Origin of the sequence: Agarivorans gilvus (genome assembly GCF_001420915.1) — a bacterium.
Taxonomy (GTDB): domain Bacteria; phylum Pseudomonadota; class Gammaproteobacteria; order Enterobacterales; family Celerinatantimonadaceae; genus Agarivorans; species Agarivorans gilvus.
In genome coordinates this window covers 4,140,771-4,157,601 of the sequence record NZ_CP013021.1, presented here as the reverse complement: position 1 = coordinate 4,157,601, position 16,831 = coordinate 4,140,771, and the positions used below count along the sequence as shown (strand labels likewise).

At 45.4% G+C, this 16,831-nt stretch carries 21 protein-coding genes and 1 pseudogene; 15 read left to right on the top strand and 7 right to left on the bottom strand.

Going from position 1 to position 16,831, the window contains the following annotated elements:
• Positions 1-44: 44 nt before the first annotated feature.
• From ptsI to AR383_RS21430, 8 genes are all read left to right on the top strand, one after another.
• Positions 45-1,772, top strand: coding sequence for a phosphoenolpyruvate-protein phosphotransferase PtsI (ptsI, locus tag AR383_RS19850; protein WP_055734700.1), 1,728 nt, complete (start codon positions 45-47; stop codon positions 1,770-1,772).
• Between the two features lie 44 nt (positions 1,773-1,816).
• On the top strand, positions 1,817-2,326 hold the full coding sequence (crr, locus tag AR383_RS19845; RefSeq protein ID WP_055734699.1) for a PTS glucose transporter subunit IIA: 510 nt from the start codon (positions 1,817-1,819) through the stop codon (positions 2,324-2,326).
• A gap of 154 nt (positions 2,327-2,480) precedes the next feature.
• Positions 2,481-2,846: an ArsC family reductase gene (locus AR383_RS19840; protein ID WP_055734698.1), complete on the top strand. Its 366-nt coding sequence runs from the start codon at positions 2,481-2,483 to the stop codon at positions 2,844-2,846.
• Positions 2,843-4,003 carry a succinyl-diaminopimelate desuccinylase gene (dapE, locus tag AR383_RS19835; RefSeq protein WP_198150267.1) on the top strand — a complete coding sequence of 387 codons (1,161 nt, stop codon included), beginning with the start codon at positions 2,843-2,845 and terminating at the stop codon, positions 4,001-4,003. Before AR383_RS19840 ends, dapE begins: the two co-directional genes overlap by 4 nt.
• Positions 3,987-4,493 (top strand): M15 family metallopeptidase, encoded by a 507-nt coding sequence (locus AR383_RS22285; protein WP_055734696.1) that lies wholly within the window; start codon positions 3,987-3,989, stop codon positions 4,491-4,493. The genes dapE and AR383_RS22285 overlap by 17 nt, the downstream gene beginning before the upstream one ends.
• On the top strand, positions 4,397-4,675 hold the full coding sequence (locus AR383_RS22735; RefSeq protein WP_417858496.1) for a D-alanyl-D-alanine carboxypeptidase family protein: 279 nt from the start codon (positions 4,397-4,399) through the stop codon (positions 4,673-4,675). The genes AR383_RS22285 and AR383_RS22735 overlap by 97 nt, the downstream gene beginning before the upstream one ends.
• The gene (locus AR383_RS19825) at positions 4,675-5,376 is read left to right on the top strand and encodes a hypothetical protein (RefSeq protein ID WP_055734695.1); all 702 of its coding nucleotides are present in this window, start codon (positions 4,675-4,677) and stop codon (positions 5,374-5,376) included. The genes AR383_RS22735 and AR383_RS19825 overlap by 1 nt, the downstream gene beginning before the upstream one ends.
• A gap of 19 nt (positions 5,377-5,395) precedes the next feature.
• A complete protein-coding gene (locus AR383_RS21430; RefSeq protein WP_083481712.1) occupies positions 5,396-5,572 on the top strand; it encodes a DUF2897 family protein in 177 nt (58 codons plus the stop codon).
• 65 nt (positions 5,573-5,637) lie between these two features.
• Here AR383_RS21430 and bamC read toward each other — a convergent pair whose 3' ends face one another.
• The gene (gene bamC, locus AR383_RS19820; RefSeq protein ID WP_055734694.1) at positions 5,638-6,819 is read right to left on the bottom strand and encodes an outer membrane protein assembly factor BamC; all 1,182 of its coding nucleotides are present in this window, start codon (positions 6,817-6,819) and stop codon (positions 5,638-5,640) included.
• Between the two features lie 237 nt (positions 6,820-7,056).
• Here bamC and AR383_RS19815 point away from each other — a divergent pair, with 237 nt between their 5' ends.
• Both AR383_RS19815 and bcp read left to right on the top strand, forming a co-directional pair.
• A complete protein-coding gene (locus AR383_RS19815; RefSeq protein ID WP_055734693.1) occupies positions 7,057-7,584 on the top strand; it encodes a glycine cleavage system transcriptional repressor in 528 nt (175 codons plus the stop codon).
• Positions 7,585-7,603: 19 nt separating this feature from the next.
• Positions 7,604-8,068, top strand: coding sequence for a thioredoxin-dependent thiol peroxidase (bcp, locus tag AR383_RS19810; protein WP_055734692.1), 465 nt, complete (start codon positions 7,604-7,606; stop codon positions 8,066-8,068).
• A gap of 5 nt (positions 8,069-8,073) precedes the next feature.
• Here bcp and AR383_RS19805 read toward each other — a convergent pair.
• Both AR383_RS19805 and AR383_RS19800 read right to left on the bottom strand, forming a co-directional pair.
• Positions 8,074-9,152: pseudogene (locus AR383_RS19805) on the bottom strand (AI-2E family transporter).
• A gap of 10 nt (positions 9,153-9,162) precedes the next feature.
• Positions 9,163-9,390, bottom strand: a complete 228-nt coding sequence (locus AR383_RS19800) for a sulfurtransferase TusA family protein (RefSeq protein ID WP_055734691.1) — start codon at positions 9,388-9,390, stop codon at positions 9,163-9,165.
• 129 nt (positions 9,391-9,519) lie between these two features.
• Here AR383_RS19800 and bepA point away from each other — a divergent pair, with 129 nt between their 5' ends.
• Genes bepA through AR383_RS19785 form a run of 3 tightly spaced genes read left to right on the top strand, consistent with a single transcriptional unit; the run spans position 9,520 to position 11,713 of the window.
• Positions 9,520-10,959, top strand: coding sequence for a beta-barrel assembly-enhancing protease (bepA, locus tag AR383_RS19795; RefSeq protein WP_055734690.1), 1,440 nt, complete (start codon positions 9,520-9,522; stop codon positions 10,957-10,959).
• Positions 10,960-10,980: 21 nt separating this feature from the next.
• Positions 10,981-11,331 (top strand): arsenate reductase (glutaredoxin), encoded by a 351-nt coding sequence (gene arsC, locus AR383_RS19790; protein ID WP_055734689.1) that lies wholly within the window; start codon positions 10,981-10,983, stop codon positions 11,329-11,331.
• Entirely contained in the window at positions 11,324-11,713 is a 390-nt protein-coding gene (locus AR383_RS19785; protein ID WP_083481711.1) for a DUF2069 domain-containing protein, read from the top strand. Before arsC ends, AR383_RS19785 begins: the two co-directional genes overlap by 8 nt.
• Before the next feature lie 2 nt (positions 11,714-11,715).
• Here AR383_RS19785 and hda read toward each other — a convergent pair whose 3' ends face one another.
• From hda to upp, 3 genes are all read right to left on the bottom strand, one after another.
• A complete protein-coding gene (gene hda / locus AR383_RS19780; protein WP_055734688.1) occupies positions 11,716-12,420 on the bottom strand; it encodes a DnaA inactivator Hda in 705 nt (234 codons plus the stop codon).
• A 70-nt stretch (positions 12,421-12,490) separates the two neighbouring features.
• Positions 12,491-13,486 carry a DUF2066 domain-containing protein gene (locus AR383_RS19775; protein ID WP_055734687.1) on the bottom strand — a complete coding sequence of 332 codons (996 nt, stop codon included), beginning with the start codon at positions 13,484-13,486 and terminating at the stop codon, positions 12,491-12,493.
• Positions 13,487-13,526: 40 nt separating this feature from the next.
• Positions 13,527-14,153 (bottom strand): uracil phosphoribosyltransferase, encoded by a 627-nt coding sequence (gene upp, locus AR383_RS19770; RefSeq protein WP_055734686.1) that lies wholly within the window; start codon positions 14,151-14,153, stop codon positions 13,527-13,529.
• Between the two features lie 173 nt (positions 14,154-14,326).
• Between upp and purM the strand changes: the two genes are divergently transcribed.
• Complete coding sequence (gene purM / locus AR383_RS19765) at positions 14,327-15,367, top strand: phosphoribosylformylglycinamidine cyclo-ligase (RefSeq protein ID WP_055734685.1); 1,041 nt, start codon at positions 14,327-14,329, stop codon at positions 15,365-15,367.
• Between the two features lie 7 nt (positions 15,368-15,374).
• On the top strand, positions 15,375-16,016 hold the full coding sequence (gene purN, locus AR383_RS19760) for a phosphoribosylglycinamide formyltransferase (protein WP_055734684.1): 642 nt from the start codon (positions 15,375-15,377) through the stop codon (positions 16,014-16,016).
• Positions 16,017-16,052: 36 nt separating this feature from the next.
• Here the strand turns inward: purN and AR383_RS19755 are convergent, their stop codons facing one another.
• On the bottom strand, positions 16,053-16,817 hold the full coding sequence (locus AR383_RS19755; RefSeq protein WP_055734683.1) for a class II glutamine amidotransferase: 765 nt from the start codon (positions 16,815-16,817) through the stop codon (positions 16,053-16,055).
• Positions 16,818-16,831: the final 14 nt, after the last annotated feature.

The following is a 16,831-nucleotide window of genomic DNA, read 5'->3' as shown; positions in this document are numbered from 1 at the left end:
CGTTTTTTTTCTTTTTATTCAGTTCAACCAAATAGGTACAGGTTATGATTTCAGGTATTCTGGCGTCACCAGGAATTTCAATTGGTAAAGCACTACTTCTAGCCGAGCAAGAAGTGGTTATTAACCAAGAAAAAATCGAAGCATCGCAAATAGATAACGAAGTTCAACGTTTCTTCGATGGCCGCACAAAAACATCGGCTCAACTCGAAGAAATTAAGACAATGGCAGGTAAAACCTTCGGCGAAGAAAAAGAAGCTATCTTCGAAGGCCACATTATGTTGTTGGAAGATGAAGAGTTAGAAGAAGAGATTCTAGCTTGCATTAAAGACAGCTTAATGAGCGCAGACAAAGCGACCAGCACGATTATCGAGCAAAATGCGCAAATGCTATCGGAACTAGATGACCCGTATTTGAAAGAACGCGCTACCGATTTTAGAGACATCGGCTCACGTTTAGTCAAAAACATTCTTGGAATTGAAATCGTTTCCTTAAGCACTATTACTGATGAAGTAATCCTAGTTGCTAACGACCTTACCCCGTCAGAAACCGCTCAAATTAACTTAAATAAAGTGTTGGGTTTTGTCACTGATATTGGTGGTCGTACTTCACATACTTCAATTATGGCGCGTTCACTAGAATTGCCTGCGATTGTCGGCACCAACGACATCACTAAGCAAGTGAACAATGGCGATATTATTGCTCTAGACGCAATTAACAACGAAGTGATTATTAACCCAAGTGAAGAGCAACTAGCGACTTACAAACAACGTCAACAAAGCTACTTAGAAGAAAAAGCAGAACTGGCTAAGTTGAAAGACTTACCTGCTGTTTCTCTTGATGGTCACCAAGTAGAAGTGTGTGCCAACATCGGTACCATTAAAGATGTTGACGGCGCTCACCGCAATGGTTCGGAAGGTGTAGGTTTATACCGTACCGAATTTTTGTTCATGGACCGCGATTCACTACCTACAGAAGATGAGCAGTTCGAAGCCTACAAAGCTGTGGTTGAAGCGATGCAAGGTCACCCAGTGATTATTCGTACCATGGACATCGGCGGTGACAAAGATCTACCTTATTTAGATCTTCCCAAAGAGATGAACCCATTCCTAGGCTGGCGTGCGATTCGCATCTTCTTTGACCGCGAAGAGATCATGAACACGCAATTGCGAGCACTATTACGTGCCTCTGCCTTTGGTAAGGTTCGCATTATGTTCCCGATGGTGATTGCAGTAGAAGAAATCCGCAAACTAAACGGCGTATTAGACACGCTAAAAGCCGAATTACGTGAAGCAGGCATCGCCTTTGACGAAAAAGTTGAAGTGGGTGTAATGGTGGAAACACCAGCCGCAGCTGCGATTGCGCATCACCTAATTAAAGAAGTGGACTTCTTTAGTATTGGCACTAACGACTTAACTCAGTACACTTTAGCAGTTGACCGCGGTAACGAGCTTATTTCCGACCTCTACAACCCTATGTCACCTGCAGTATTAACCTTGATTAAACAGGTTATTGATGCTTCTCACGCTGAAGGCAAATGGACAGGTATGTGTGGTGAATTGGCCGGTGACGAAGCCGCTACCCTGTTATTAATGGGAATGGGCCTAGATGAATTTTCAATGAGTGCCATTTCTATACCTCGGATCAAAAAACTGATCCGTAATTCGAACTATGCTGATGCAAAGAAATTAGCCGATCAAGCTTTAGCTGCTCCAACAGCAGCCGAAATTGCCACGCTAGTTGACACTTTTGTTAAACAAAATTCGGTCTGTTAAGATAGTTGCAATTGCACAATAATTAAGAATTTAGGAGCGCCACAATGGGTCTATTCGACAAATTCAAAAAAATGGTTTCGGATGATAGTTCAAGCAAAAGCGGTATCGATATTATCGCTCCGCTATCAGGCGAAATCATTCCTATTGAAGAAGTGCCTGATGTTGTATTTGCTGAAAAAATCGTTGGTGATGGTATTGCCATTAAGCCAAGTGGTAACAAAATGGTGGCCCCTTGTGACGGCACCATCGGCAAAATTTTCGAAACTAATCACGCTTTCTCACTAGAGTCTACCGACGGCATCGAACTATTCGTTCACTTCGGTATCGACACTGTAGAACTAAAAGGCGAAGGCTTTACTCGCATCGCTGCTGAAGGCCAAGAAGTAAAACAAGGTGATGTTATCATCGAGTTCGATCTAGCCGTTTTAGAAGAGAAAGCAAAATCAACATTGACTCCTGTTGTTATTTCAAACATGGACGAAATCAAAGAGCTAGTGAAAAAATCAGGTGCGGTGACCATTGGTGAAACACCAGTGCTAACTATTATCAAGTAACTGATTTATTCCACCCCCCAAAGCCACGCCCTAGGGCGTGGCTTTTTCTTGCCTGCCCATATCTGCACCACCAGCTACAAAACAATCCCAATTGGCAATGAGCTTTTGCTTCAGCTCTGGTATTCTTAGCCCAAAATATTAAAAGGGAAGCACTATGCCAGCAACCAACATCATCATGTATGGTATTCCCAACTGCGATACCATTAAAAAGGCGCGCCGTTGGTTAGACGAACACAACATCGAATTTCAATTCCACGACTATCGTAAAGATGGCGTGAGCAGCGAACAAATCTCCAAGTGGTGTGAACAACTAGGATGGGAAGCGCTACTTAACAAACGTGGCACCACCTACCGACAACTTAGTGAGCAGCAAAAAGCCGGCCTTAATCAACAAACCGCAATTCAACTGCTCAGTGAGTATCCAGCAATGATTAAGCGTCCTTTACTGCAAATAAACGATAGCTTAACACTAGGTTTTAAAGCCGATACCTATCAACAACTTTTCACTTCGGAAGCATAAGCACCATGTCAGACAGTCCCGTTTTGCAACTTGCAAAAGACCTCATTAGCCGACCTTCAGTCACCCCTGAAGATTGTGAATGCCAAACGCTGATGGCGGAGCGCTTAAGCCCCTTAGGCTTTAATATCGAAGCCATGATTTTCGAAGACACCACCAATATGTGGGCCCGTAAAGGCAATAGCGGCCCGTTATTTTGCTTTGCCGGACATACCGATGTAGTTCCTTCAGGCCCTGCCGAGAAGTGGCATACATCGCCATTTGAACCCACCGTGATTGATGGTGTATTACATGGTCGCGGCGCCGCCGATATGAAGGGTTCTTTAGCCGCAATGGTAGTAGCCACCGAGCGTTTTGTGGCAGACTACCCCGATCATCAAGGCTCAATTGCTTATTTAATTACCTCCGATGAAGAAGGCCCGTTTATCAACGGAACAACCCGTGTGGTAGACACACTAATAGCACGTAACGAGTTGATTGATATGTGCTTAGTCGGTGAACCGTCGTCTACCCATCGAGTGGGAGATGTAGTGAAAAATGGCCGTAGAGGCTCACTTACCGGTGACTTAACAGTAAAAGGTATTCAAGGCCACGTAGCCTATCCTCACTTGGCGAATAACCCCATCCACCAAGCGGCCCCTGCTCTAGCCGAGTTGGCCTCAATGCATTGGGACGATGGCAATCAATTCTTCCCGCCAACCAGTTTTCAAATCGCCAACATTCACGCTGGTACAGGTGCATCGAATGTGATTCCTGGCGAGTTGGCAGTGCAGTTTAACTTCCGTTATTCAACCGAACTCACCGACCAAGATATTGTTAAACGAGTCCATAATATTCTCGACAGCCATGGCTTAGACTACCAACTGGATTGGACGTATAACGGCCAGCCCTTCCTCACTGAAGAAGGCAGTTTTTTAAGCGCGGTGAGCGACGCGGTCAGCAAAGTAACCAAACAAGCGCCGGAGTTATTAACCACTGGCGGCACATCGGATGGCCGCTTCATCGCCAAAATGGGCACTCAAGTTGTTGAGCTAGGCCCAGTGAATGCGACTATTCATAAAGTCAACGAATGTGTCAAAGTGGCCGATTTAGAGCAACTGACCGACATGTATTATGAACTGTTGGTAAATGTATTAGGTAACCATGCCACAAACCCATAAACAGCTTTCTCTGTATGGCTTAGACTCAAGCAAACTGCTCAAGGACCCGCAGTTTGCTTGGGTTCATCCAGAAGTGCTTAAAGACTTAAGCGACTTACATTTAGCCGCGAAGGCCGCTGGATTCGACTTGCAAGTCTACAGTGGCTATCGCGATTTCCATCAACAATTGGCTATCTGGAATAACAAATGGCGTGGGCAACGGCCCATCCTCGACGCCAACAGCCAGGCCCTAGACATAACGCAGCTCAGCGACCAGCAAAAAATGCAGGCTATCTTGCGTTGGTCAGCCTTGCCCGGTGCGAGTCGCCATCATTGGGGTACAGACTTCGATTTTTACGATCCGAGTTTGCTCCCCAAAGGAGAAACTCTGCAGCTGGTCCCCAAGAATATGCAATTGGCGGCTGCCAAAACTCGCTGTCTGAATGGTTACAAGCAAACGCCGCAGACTATCACTTCTTCTACCCTTACCGACGCTTTCAAGGTGGAGTAGAGTTTGAACCATGGCACCTCAGCCATTGGCCCAGTAGCGAGAAATTACTGGCCGAACTGGATGCGAGGCAAATTCTGCAGCACTTAAAAGAGGCAAATGCAGCAGGCTTTAGCTGCATTGAGCAAAACATTGAGCAGATCATGACTCAATACGTAAGAAATATTTGTTTACCGGAGAAATAATGCCGAACCTGTATGCCACCTTGTTTGTAAGTTTAGTCAGTTGCTCCGCGCTTAGTTTTCTGATCTTAGCCTTGGTATTACATAAGGGGCAGCTATGCCGAGGGCAGAGCGCGCGCATTCAGCGACAACTGGCCACCTTGGTGAGTTTTATCAGCCTCGCAGGTTTAAGTGGCTTTGAAAGCCAGCAAAACCCCTATTTAGTGGCGCTAGTATTCGCCAGTGCCCTAGTCGGCTGGTTTTTATGCTATCGCCTCAATAAGCTAAAACAAAAACGCAGTTTGTCACTTAAGTCTTGGTGGATAATGGCCATTCCACTGTTGCTGGCCGCCCTATGGCTTATCATTCAGCACAGCTTATGGTTATTTAGCTTCCTTGCCTGCGGCGCGGCTATCGCCCACTGGCTGCTGGTAAAAGCCAAACACCGGCTTAGCAGCTTCGATAGATTGCTGCCCTTAATCGGACTCGCTGCGGCCATGCTCAGTCTCATCCTTGTTTGTGGCTATTTGATGCTTAACCCCGCATTGTTTGAACAAACCGCAACCGTGAAGCAATTCGTGATCATGAGCGTCAGTTTACTCGCGGCAACCCTGTTATGGTTAAGTCCTCAGTTTTACCAAACTGCGCCGCCCGCAGCTTTGTTGCTAGCAGTGGCGTTTATGAGTTTAATTTCAAACATTAGTTTACAAGCTATCCACTTATAAGCAGGCTGACGAGGTTCGCATGAGCACACCCTATCTAATTCTTCTTATCGTCTTGGTATTGGGGTTTATTGTTGGCAATATCATGATGCTAAAGCACATGGGCCGGTTTAATATCAGCCCTGAACTGCGCAAAAAGATTGAGCAAAACAATCGCAAAGCCGATGCCTTAGACCAACAAGACAAACAGCAAGACTAGCTGTTGACTAGCCCTCAGGCATAAAAAAAGGTCCCTCAGGGACCTTTTTTTATCAGTTGAAAGCGCTAACGAGATAAGCTCTCGGTAGTATCTAGCCCCATCTTCATCAAGATAGCAAGATAAGGATACAAGGCCTTCACTTCGCTTGGCTTCAATACAATGCCTTCTTCGTCGGCTAAAGTAATTTGCGTTACGTCGCCATTTGACCCCACAGTAAAGATGTAGTTTTTCTCAGCAAACTGCATGGTACTTAAACCATAATTTTCTAGAATTTGCTCTGGTGGGCGCTCGTAAGTTAAATACAAACTACCAGAGTTTTCGATGTAATCGGTAATGGTAAAGCCAGCCAAAGGCAATACGACTCGCAAGCGCTTCATGGTTTTTTCCATATTTGCTTTGGCTCGGTAGTAGGCTGCACCACCTTCATTAACTAATAATAAGTTAACCGTCTCATCGTAAAGCTGCTCTTTCTCAGCTTCACTCATTGTGGCCAATTTCGCTTGTTGGCGCTGCTCTTCTAGCTGAGCTTCAAGCTCAGCACGACGCTCACTGACATAGCCAATCAAACGATTTAGCTCAATAACGGCTAAGCGCTGTTTATCAAAAGCATCTAATTCAACGACCGAATCACTGGTATCACGATACAACTGAGCATCAACAAAGCTCACCTTCAAGCCTGCGGTACGCCCATGTGGCTTAACATCAAGTTGATAAGCAAATTTTTGGCGTTGCTCAACCACTTTGTCGGTAAAGAAAATACTGCCTTCAATTTCTTCTTGGTCAACCAACCAGTCCGACTCAATCAAAGATTGCTGAGGGTCTTGATTCAAAATACCTGATTTACGGTAAGCGAGGTATTCACCAATGGTGCGCATCATTGTGTCTTTGGTTTCGGCGGCTGATTGTGCTCTTAAAATATCGAACCAAAAAATCAGACCATTTTCAGTGTCCTCAATCCGGCTACCGGCGATTAATGGAATCACCTGAACTGGTGCGCGAACATCTACCTGTGGACCCAATAACATTTGGTTGTCTGGCGTAATGTTCGGAATCACAAATTCTGCGCTTTGCTCTGGAGCCGTCACACCCGGTGGGATTTTTAATGGTTCAATTTGTGAAACTTCTAAATAATCAAAATTACGTTCCGCTTGGCGACGCTTCTCTACGCCATCGGAGCACGCTGCTAGAGTGGCCACTAGGCTGCCCAAAACTACGATTTTCATCGTTTGAAAAGAAACTAGTTGCATATCCCACTACATTTACAAACAAGATAAAGATGAACTGGTAAACGATCTTAATAAGCAAAATCAATCCAGAGTAAGGGCGCTATACTACTTAGCCACCTTGATAAACACAAGATGAAAACCCTCAGGGCTTGATACAAACTCCGCTTTTAAGTGGAGAGAATAAGTGAAGCGCTAGAATTCGCTGCTTGAAGCAAGTATCCTGAGCGTTAAAATCTTGCAGGATCAATAAAAACAAATATGAGTCAACACCTTGTTGTTACTGCCGTTGGAACCAACCGCCCCGGCATTGTAAATCAGCTTACCCAACTGGTATCTAGTTGCGGTTGCAATATTGTTGATAGCCGAATGGCCTTGTTTGGCTCAGAGTTCACTCTCATCATGCTAGTTTCAGGCTCTCACAACGCCATCATTCAAATTGAAACGCGCCTTCCGGTTAGCGCCCAAGAACTGCAATTGCTCACCGTGCTGAAGAAAACCTCGCGACACGAGTTAATCGATTACTCTCATACAGCAGTATTACAATTAACCCTGCCCGATGCGCCGGGAGTCATTAGCCAAGTGACGCAATTTATCAGCGATCATCAAATGAGTATGATGGGATTGAAATCGAATTTGTTTACCGATGATCAGCAAGAAATGCTGCACGCCGAGTTTGAAGTCAAACTTAGCAGCGAACATCAGCCTGAAATAATAGAGCAGGCTTTTGCCAAGCTGTGTCAAGAACTGGGCTGCCAACAATTTAATCTGCATATTTTGTCAAACTAGCCACCACAAGGAATACTCAATGAAAACGTTGACCGCTGGAGAAGCAGCCCCACAATTTGACTTGCCGAACCAAGACGAAAAACGGATTAAACTCAGTGACTACGCCGGGAAAAAAGTACTGGTGTATTTTTACCCTAAAGCGTTAACACCCGGCTGTACAACCCAAGCTTGTGGTTTACGCGATAGTATTGAGCAATTAGCTGAAGCCAATACTGTAGTGTTTGGGGTGAGCCCCGATCCGGTTAAACGCCTGCCTAAATTTATAGAAAAGCACCAGCTTAACTTTGATTTACTGTCTGATGAAGATCATGCGGTTGCCGAGCAATTCGGAGTCTGGGGATTGAAGAAGTTCATGGGCAAAGAATACGACGGTATTCACCGAATTAGCTTTTTAGTTAACGAGCAAGGCGTGATTGAAAAAGTATTCGATAAGTTCAAAACTAAAGAGCACCATCAAGTGGTGCTCGACTATTTAAACCAATAAAGCCCTTAAGCCTGAGGGCTCTGCTCCTCAGGCTGAGCATTATGATGCGGCCAAGCATTGATGACGGCCTTCACTAGGGTCGCCAAGGGAATAGCAAAGAACACTCCCCAAAACCCCCACAAACCGCCAAACACTAATACCGCCATAATAATCGCCAGCGGATGCAAGTTTACCGCCTCGGAAAACAGCAAGGGAACCAAGACATTGCCGTCAATTACTTGAATAACCCCATAAGCTAAAATCAAATAACCAAACTGTGGACTGACTCCCCATTGAAACAAGCCCACCATGGCCACCGGCAAGGTCACAGCAAAAGCACCAATAAAAGGAATCAGCACAGATAAGCCCACCAATACCGCTAATAAAGCGGAATAGCGTAAATCCATTACCGCAAATACCACATAACTAATACAGCCCACTACCAATATTTCTATGGCTTTACCACGAATGTAATTGACCACTTGGCCATTCATTTCAGCCCATACTTGCACAATTAAGCGGCGATCATTAGGTAAGAATCGAGATACGCTGCCCAATAAGGTCTTTTTATCACTCAACATGAAAAACACCATTAAGGGAACCAGCACGCTGTATACCATCACGGTGGCAAGGTTAACGATGGAAGAAAACGAAGACTGGAGTAACTGCTCGCCTACCCCCATTAAGCGACTGCGAACATTACTCACCACCGCTTCAATTAAGGCGCCATCGATGAATTCTGGATAACGTTGCGGCAGTGATTCTAACCATTGCTGCGAACTATTTAACATCACCGGATATTCACTTAATAAGTTCACCCCCTGCCCCATACTGTAGGCAATATCCGTAATACGGCGAAGGTGGCAATTAGAAAGAACACCAACAACACTAATGCGCTGGCCAAGCCGCGCCTAAAACCATGATTGGCTAAAAAGCTCACTGGCCAATCCAGCAAATAGGCAAGCACCAAAGCAATTAATAAGGGGGCCAGCAAATCGCCCATAAAATAAATCAAGGTAAAACCAATCAGCAACACCAAGGCCATAGCCACCGCTTCAGGATCGGTAAAGGTTCTGTGGTACCAATTTGATAAGACTTTAAACATAGTTACTGCATTAATCCTTGTTAGGCTTAGCGGTAATAGTGACGCGAAATACACGGCTATCTTGCTCTACCAATACATCATGACCTAAGCGTCGAAAATACTTAGGAATATCGCGGCGAGACCCACTATCAGCGAGTAATAACTGAAGCTTGTCTCCCGCCTTAGCGGTTTTTAACCAGAGCTTGCTTTCCAACAATGGGTAGGGACAAGCATGATCTTGCAAATCAAGGCAAAGCATTTGTATTAATTACCATAAAATACCTAAGACATTATTACAGGCTATTCATTCGGACTCAATTTTTAGCTTTTGAATAACAAACAAAATAGCGTTATTCTCGCCATACTAAAGCAAACCTATCGGAATGAAATGACCCGACTAGCTCACTACTTTGTTGCCAGCATGTTGTTCTTCTATACGCCGCTGATGTCTGCCAATAATCAACTCCCAGAGATTGGCACAGCCGGCGCATCAGCTCTGTCTATCGACAAAGAGGTTATCTACGGCAACGCTTACATGCGGATTATTCGAGCCAGCAGTAAAATGACCAACGATCCGGTACTGTCGGAATATGTGAGTGAGCTGGGCAACCATTTGGTCGCCAAAGCCGACCAGGTAAGAACCCCATTTAATTTCTTCTTAGTCACCGACAACGAAATTAACGCCGCCGCATTTTTAGGTGGCTATGTAAAAATTCATACCGGCTTATTCTTATATGCCGATACCGAAAGCGAGTTTGCCTCGGTGATTGCCCACGAAATCGCTCACGTAACACAAAGACACATTGCCCGCAGCATTGAAAACCAAGCGGCAGCCCAAAACCTGTCGATGGCCGGCATGTTAGGTTCGCTGTTACTGGGTATCGCTAATCCGGTAGCGGGGATTGCCGCTTTACAGGCCACCATGGCCGCAGGGATACAAAACTCCATTAACTATACACGGGCTAACGAGTTTGAGGCGGATAGAATCGGCTTAAGAACGCTGGCAGAAGCAGGCTATGACCCCAGCGGCATGGGCAGCTTCTTTGGCAAGTTATCTGAAAAGTATCGCTATGCCAGCAAACCGCCGCAAATGCTGATAACTCACCCGCTACCCGATACTCGAGTCAGTGAAGCGCGCGCCCGCGCTAACCGCTATCCGCACCGCTTCATCGCACCTTCATTATCCTTTCAAATGGCCAAGGCCCGAATTATTGTACGCCATGGCACCATGAGCCCAAGTGAAGCTTTGGCCCATTATGAACAGGTATTAGAGCGTAAACAATACCGTATTAAGGAAGCGGCAGAATATGGTAAAGCCTTAGCCTTGTTTGCTTTGGCTCGCTATCCTGAAGCCAAAACCATTATCGATGCGCTCGCCACCACTCACCCAGATAACTTGTTTATTATCGACACCCTAACCGATATTGATATCGCAATGAAAAACTATGATGCTGCGATACAACGCTTAAGCGCGGCGCAAACCCGCTACACCAATAATCAGGTTATCGTACTCAACTTGGCTTATGCCTTGAGTGAAAAAGGCCAGTTCAGTGAAAGCGCCAAGCTCCTCGACCGGTATTTACGAGATAAACCCAACGATGCGCTGGCATGGGGACAACTGAGCAAAACCCAACGGCGTTTGAACAATGTGGCGGCCAGCCATGTCGCACAGGCTGAGTATTTGTCCTTACATTCTGATTATCGCCGCGCCATCGACGAGCTACATAGCGCTTATAACTTAACTGAAAATAAACTCGAACAGGCTCGGATCCAAGCCAGAATAGAACAATTTAAACAGGCCGAACAAGAGCTTGAATCACTCAACTAAGCCTTCAATCAAGGAAATAATATGTCTGATATAAAAATATTACACAATCCACGCTGTTCAAAAAGCCGCCAAACGCTACAGCTACTACAAGACAAAGGCATTGACCCTGAAGTGATTCTATATTTGGAAAACCCTCCTTCGGAACAACAACTAGCAGATATACTCGCCATGTTAGATCTAAGCCCTCGCCAATTAATGCGCCGCGGCGAGCAGCTTTATAAGGACTTAAACTTGGCCGATGAAAGCCTCACCGATGCCCAATTAATTGCCGCCATGCATGCCAACCCTAAATTAATTGAGCGCCCGATAGTGATTAAGCAAGGGCAAGCGCGTATTGGTCGCCCACCTGAGCAGGTACTAGAGATTGTTTAAGCTGACTAGTTCGGCGCTACTACGCGCCGCCAAAAGCGCCTACCTTAGCTTACTGGCTTGGGTATTGCTTTGGCACCTATGGCTATCGCCACCGGTAGACATTCATATCTCGTTAATGTTGATATTTTGGGTGCTTCCCTTACTGTTTCCGCTACGCGGTATACTTGCTGGCAAGCCTTATACTTATGCTTGGAGCTGTTTTGTATTATTACTCTATGTATTACATAGCACGACCTTGTTAATGGTATCAGAGCAAGAACGCTGGTTAGCCGCGGTGGAATTAGTATTGGTGCTATTGGCTTTTTTCTTTGCTTTGCAATACGCCAAATGCCGAGGCAAAGAGCTCGGCCTAGGCCTGAAGAAACTTAAAGATAAATCTTAAACTTACAGTTCCAATATTTCTTTTACGAAAGGCACTGTGAGTTTACGCTGCGCGGTAATGGACGCTTGATCAAGCACATTCAACTTTGACAGCAAGGTTGGCATATCGCGCGACAAACGTTTCAATAGAAAGCGCGCTACCTCTAGAGGCATTTTCAAACCACGTAGTTCGGCGCGCAACTGCAGCGCGCTAAGCTTTTGTTCATCATCTAATTCATGAACTTTATAGGTGACGCCCCAATTAAGCCGTGATTGTAAATCAGCCAAAGCAAAAGAGAGTTGCGGAGCAGGAGCACTAGCAGTAACAATTAAGCGGGTGGTTGCAGCGAGTTCTTTACGCCGATTATAAAAATCGAAGATGGCTTCTTCCCATGCTTTAATCCCCACAATGGCATCAATGTTATCCAAGCACACCAAGGCCATATTTTCTAAACCTTCGAGCATTTGCGGTGACATAGCGTCATGCATGTCGAGAGGAAGATAAGCACTAGCAGCCCCCATATCAGCCATTTCGGTGCAACTGGCATGTAATAAATGAGTACGGCCACAACCTTCACTGCCCCACAAGTAAATCATTCGCTCTCCTTTATCGAGAGCCAAATTACGCAGTGCACTTAATAACTGCTGATTATCCCCTGGGTAAAAACTCACCAAGGTTTCATCATCAGGTAACAGTACTGGAAGTGATAATTGCGGGGAAAAACTCAAACTAATACATTAAAGCTGATACAAGACTGCGGGCATTGTATCAGCTCACTATTAAGATGAGAAATATTTGCTATTGGAAATGATAGTACTTACTGCGTGTGTCATCTGCTTGTAGCCGAGGAGCAATATCCAGTGCAGCTTTTAAGTCTTCCCAAGGGCTTAACAGCTCCACTTCAAAGGTGAACACATCTTGCTTCACTTGATGTAAGGTTAAACTTGCGACACTGGGCTGCTGATTTAAAAAACGTTCCAACTCCACATACTGATTCATATTGTGGATCTGGGCAAAGCTCACCAAGGTGGCAGCTTGTTCACCTTGACTTAATACCACACCGTAGCGCTCTGCCAAGCTGGCCCCCACATCGTTCATGGCAGCCACGGCCACTTGCTCTAGAGGAGCCTGCACAACACCACTGTCTAACACAGTTTGGCTTTGGCTATCTAACAAGCGCCACTGGATCTGCCACTGGTTAGCTTGTAGATATTGACGAAAACTTAATACCAAAGGTGTGGCATAGCGTTGACTAGCAGCCAATAACGGTCCATCAAAGCCGCCCCATACATCATTTACGCTTACCGCCATGGTATCTTCTAAGTCCATTACCGGTAAACGAATAGGCAAGCCGAGTAAAGCCGCTTGCTTACGGCCATTCTCCAACCAAGACTGCTGTGAACTGTCGGCTAATAAGCGACGGTTAAAGTCCTGTTCGTTAGCGTACCACAGCACTATGTCGGGACGCTGTTTACCCCATAAACGCAATTGAGCCTGCATTAACAATTGGTTAATTTTAGCTTCGTTAAACAATACCGAGATACTGTCTTCACGATAAGAAAATTGCTGAATATAGGGTTGAATATTACTGCCCGCCTTCACCAGTAGTGGAGCATCCTTGCTGGCGGGATCGCCAGTTAAGCGCAGAATTAATAATTCAAAGGCTTGTTGTTGATCTTGTTGTTGATTGCCACTGGCAGTAGCTTCAACTCGATATAAATCGCTTAGCAATGAGGCCCTAAGGGGTAAACTCAGCAAGGCTAAACTTAGTACTAACAAGCACTTTTTAATCACTACACTCTCCTAAAGCTAAAACTAATCCGCTTAAAGCAGTTTATTTAGTACCGAAGATCTTGTCACCGGCATCACCTAAACCAGGCAAAATATAGCCGTGTTCATTTAATTTTTCATCAATCGATGCAGTATACAGAACCAAATCAGGATGCGCAGCTTCTAGCGCTTTCAAACCTTCAGGGGCCGCTACTAAAACCAATACCACAATATCTTTACATCCTTGCTCTTTTAATAAATCGATAGTGGCAATCATTGAGCCGCCAGTGGCTAACATAGGGTCAACTACCAAGGCTAAGCGCTCATCGATTTGCCCCACTAACTTATGGAAATACGGTACTGGTTCTAAGGTTTCTTCATCACGGTAGATACCCACAACACTGGTTTTAGCTGAAGGCATATGTTCCAACACACCGTCCATCATACCCAAACCAGCACGCAAAATAGGCACTACAGTGGCTTTTTTACCTTTAATTTGTTCAACCGTTACTGGGCCATTCCAGCCCGCAATCGTTACTTGTTCTACTGCCAAGTTGGCTGTTGCTTCATAGGTTAAAAGCGCAGATACCTCGCGAGCCAACTCACGAAAACGCTTAGTGCTAATATCCGCTTCGCGCATTAGTCCAATTTTATGACGAACTAACGGGTGCTTTACTTCAACAACTTTCATTTTTATTCCTTTGGTTTAACGATTTGCGAGCCAATAGTGTAGCTCAGCCTCAATCTGGATATGTTAGCAAAAATCAACAAAATGTCTTAGTTATCGTTTATTGCTGTTCCAGCGCCGCTAACACTGCTAAAATATCGCGAAATTTTTTTCCATGTTCGTTGCAAGGTAATCCCGTGACCAAACAAAACACCCCTCTGAGTTATAAAGATGCTGGCGTTGATATCGAAGCTGGTAATGCATTAGTAGAACGTATTAAAAGTGTAAGTAAACGTACGCAACGCCCAGAAGTGATGGGTGGATTAGGTGGCTTTGGTGCATTATGTCAATTGCCCACTGGTTATAAAGAGCCTGTATTAGTGGCTGGTACCGATGGCGTAGGTACTAAGTTACGGCTTGCTCTTGATCTGGAAAAACACGACACCGTTGGTATCGATTTAGTTGCCATGTGTGTTAACGACCTTATTGTACAAGGTGCGGAACCGCTATTTTTCCTCGACTACTACGCTACCGGTAAGCTAGAAGTAGATACCGCTGCCGACGTAGTAAAAGGCATAGGTCAAGGCTGTGAGCAGTCTGGCTGTGCGCTAATTGGTGGTGAAACCGCAGAAATGCCAGGTATGTACCACGGTGACGATTACGACATCGCTGGCTTCTGTGTTGGTGTGGTAGAAAAATCACAAATCATCGACGGCAGCAAGGTTGCCGCAGGCGATGCGCTTATTGCCTTAGCATCTAGCGGTCCACACTCAAACGGTTACTCGCTAATTCGCAAAATTTTGGAAGTATCCAACGCCGATACTAAACAAATGTTAGGCGAGCGCACCTTAGGTGAAACCTTATTAACGCCAACTAAAATTTACGTTAAATCGGTACTAGCCTTGCTTAAGCAGTGTCAAGTTCATGCCCTTTCTCACATCACCGGCGGTGGTTTCTGGGAAAACATTCCACGGGTATTACCTGCTGGAGCAAAAGCCGTAGTTGACGAAAGCAGCTGGCAATGGCCACAAGTATTCGATTGGCTACAAGAGCACGGCAACGTTGCGCGTGAAGAAATGTACCGCACCTTTAACTGTGGTGTAGGCATGGTTATCGCCCTTCCTGAAGCTGAAGTAGAAACCGCCCTAGCCCTATTAGCAGAACACGGTGAAACTGCTTGGAAGATTGGCCACATTGAAAATGTTGCTGGTGACGAAGGCCAAGTAGAATTTAAGTAGGATGATAATGGCACGCAACATCGTTGTACTCATTTCAGGTTCAGGGACTAACCTGCAAGCCATTATTGATGCCTGCAAAGAAGGCCGTATTAATGCTTCAATTAGCGCAGTAATAAGTAACAAGGCCGATGCTTATGGCCTTGAACGTGCGCAACAAGCAGCCATTAACACGGTCTTTATTAATCCTAAAGATTATGCTGATAGAGAAAGCTACGACTTGGCGCTAGCCGATGCGATAGAACAACAACAAGCAGACTTAATTGTGATGGCAGGTTTTATGCGCATATTAAGTCCAGCTTTTGTTGAGCGCTTTAAAGGCAAAATGCTCAACATACATCCATCATTACTGCCCAAGTATCAAGGCTTAAATACTCATCAGCGCGCCATTGATGCCAACGACGATGAACACGGTTGTAGTGTTCACTTTGTCACCGCAGAGCTAGATGGTGGCCCAGTGGTACTGCAAGCCAAGGTACCTATTTTCGAAGAAGATAGTGCTGAAGAACTCGCCGCCAGAGTGCAAGCTCAAGAGCATGCCATTTACCCCTTAGTGGTAAGTTGGTTTATTGAGCAACGGCTTGAAATGAAAGAGGGTCGCGCTTGGCTAGATGGGCAGATGTTGCCCGACAGTGGCTACGCCAATAATTAAAAAAAGCGCCATTGGCGCTTTTTTATTGCTCTGACTTTATTGTAATTCTCCGTCGCGGAACAATACATATTCTCCGCTGGCTATTTTTTGCCAGCGCTCGTTACTGGTAAGAGGTTGAGTAGCGATCATGGTCACCACATCATTCGGCGTGGTTTCTTTACAAAAATCAATGGTCACATCGGCATCAGACAACTGCGCTTCACCAAAGGGTGCTCGGCGAGTAATCCAATGTAAATTGCTGGAACAGTAAGCCATGACATACTCACCGTTACTCAGCAACATATTAAACACGCCCTTCTCTCGCAGCTGATCGGCAAGGCTGGCAACAAATTTAAACATAGCGCGCATATTGGCCGGCTTACGCGGATACTTCAGGCGCAATTGTTCCAATATCCAACAAAACGCTTGCTCGCTATCGGTTTGTCCAACCGGACGAAAAAAACCTGTCTCTAATTGGCGATAACCTTTCAACTGCCCGTTATGCGCATAAGTCCAGTTTTGTCCCCATAGTTCGCGAGTAAAAGGATGGGTATTTTCTAAGGATACGTTGCCGCGATTGGCCTGACGAATATGGCCAATCACCGCTTGGCTTTTAATTGGAAAGGCCTGAACCAACTCGGCAATTTTAGATTTACAACTGGGAGCGGGATCTTTAAAGCTACGACACCCCTTCCCTTCATAAAAAGTAATTCCCCAGCCATCTACATGCGGCCCAGTTACCCCGCCGCGTTGAACTAAGCCGGTAAACGAAAAACAAATATCAGTAGGAACATTGGCACTCATTCCTAATAACTCACACATACCACTACTCGCTA

What these genes read in the sequence shown, in the direction of transcription:
- ptsI (WP_055734700.1), top strand. Translation starts at nt 45, where the DNA reads ATGATTTCAGGTATTCTGGCGTCACCAGGAATTTCAATTGGTAAAGCA.
- crr (WP_055734699.1), top strand. Translation starts at nt 1,817, where the DNA reads ATGGGTCTATTCGACAAATTCAAAAAAATGGTTTCGGATGATAGTTCA.
- AR383_RS19840 (WP_055734698.1), top strand. Translation starts at nt 2,481, where the DNA reads ATGCCAGCAACCAACATCATCATGTATGGTATTCCCAACTGCGATACC.
- AR383_RS22285 (WP_055734696.1), top strand. Translation starts at nt 3,987, where the DNA reads ATGCCACAAACCCATAAACAGCTTTCTCTGTATGGCTTAGACTCAAGC.
- AR383_RS19825 (WP_055734695.1), top strand. Translation starts at nt 4,675, where the DNA reads ATGCCGAACCTGTATGCCACCTTGTTTGTAAGTTTAGTCAGTTGCTCC.
- AR383_RS21430 (WP_083481712.1), top strand. Translation starts at nt 5,396, where the DNA reads ATGAGCACACCCTATCTAATTCTTCTTATCGTCTTGGTATTGGGGTTT.
- bamC (WP_055734694.1), bottom strand. Translation starts at nt 6,819, where the DNA reads ATGCAACTAGTTTCTTTTCAAACGATGAAAATCGTAGTTTTGGGCAGC.
- AR383_RS19815 (WP_055734693.1), top strand. Translation starts at nt 7,057, where the DNA reads ATGAGTCAACACCTTGTTGTTACTGCCGTTGGAACCAACCGCCCCGGC.
- bcp (WP_055734692.1), top strand. Translation starts at nt 7,604, where the DNA reads ATGAAAACGTTGACCGCTGGAGAAGCAGCCCCACAATTTGACTTGCCG.
- AR383_RS19800 (WP_055734691.1), bottom strand. Translation starts at nt 9,390, where the DNA reads ATGCTTTGCCTTGATTTGCAAGATCATGCTTGTCCCTACCCATTGTTG.
- bepA (WP_055734690.1), top strand. Translation starts at nt 9,520, where the DNA reads ATGACCCGACTAGCTCACTACTTTGTTGCCAGCATGTTGTTCTTCTAT.
- arsC (WP_055734689.1), top strand. Translation starts at nt 10,981, where the DNA reads ATGTCTGATATAAAAATATTACACAATCCACGCTGTTCAAAAAGCCGC.
- upp (WP_055734686.1), bottom strand. Translation starts at nt 14,153, where the DNA reads ATGAAAGTTGTTGAAGTAAAGCACCCGTTAGTTCGTCATAAAATTGGA.
- purN (WP_055734684.1), top strand. Translation starts at nt 15,375, where the DNA reads ATGGCACGCAACATCGTTGTACTCATTTCAGGTTCAGGGACTAACCTG.
- AR383_RS19755 (WP_055734683.1), bottom strand. Translation starts at nt 16,817, where the DNA reads ATGTGTGAGTTATTAGGAATGAGTGCCAATGTTCCTACTGATATTTGT.